This window comes from Streptomyces sp. DH12, from assembly GCF_020873895.1.
In the GTDB taxonomy this organism is placed as follows: Bacteria; Actinomycetota; Actinomycetes; order Streptomycetales; family Streptomycetaceae; genus Streptomyces.
In genome coordinates this window covers 1-443 of the sequence record NZ_JAHWGT010001155.1, presented here as the reverse complement: position 1 = coordinate 443, position 443 = coordinate 1, and the positions used below count along the sequence as shown (strand labels likewise).

Below are 443 nucleotides of genomic sequence, written 5' to 3'. Positions count from 1 at the left end.
GCGTCGGCGGCCTAGCGGGCCAGGCCCGGGGCGACGTCGTAGAGCCGCACGGGATGGCCCGCGACCAGCGCGACCTGGGCGATTCCCTGCCCCATGGTGCGCACGCCGGTGATCGTGAAGCTGGACGGTGCCAAGCCGGACGCCGAGGCCGCCTACATGAGCGAGTGCTTCGGCCCGGTCTCCTTCCTGGTCGCCGTGGACTCGGCCGCCGACGCGACGGAGCTGCTGCGGCGCACGATCCGGGAGAAGGGCGCGATGACCGTCGGCGCGTACACGACGTCCCCGGAGGTCGAGGAGGCCGTGCAGGAGGTCTGCCTGGAAGAGGCCGCCCAGCTCTCGCTGAACCTCACCGGCGGGGTCTATGTGAACCAGACGGCCGCCTTCTCCGACTTCCACGGCTCCGGCGGCAACCCGGCGGCCAACGCGGCCCTGTGCGACGGCGC

General features: G+C 72.9%; 2 pseudogenes. One reads left to right on the top strand and one right to left on the bottom strand.

The annotated features are described in order from the left end of the window. Positions 1–14: 14 nt before the first annotated feature. Positions 15–95, bottom strand: a pseudogene (locus LPA54_RS39020) (hypothetical protein); the annotation flags it as partial. On the opposite strand from LPA54_RS39020, the pseudogene LPA54_RS39015 reads away from it, so the two are divergent. Then, positions 94–443 (top strand): annotated as a pseudogene (locus LPA54_RS39015) (phenylacetic acid degradation protein PaaN); the annotation flags it as partial. The pseudogenes LPA54_RS39020 and LPA54_RS39015 sit on opposite strands and share 2 nt — an antisense overlap.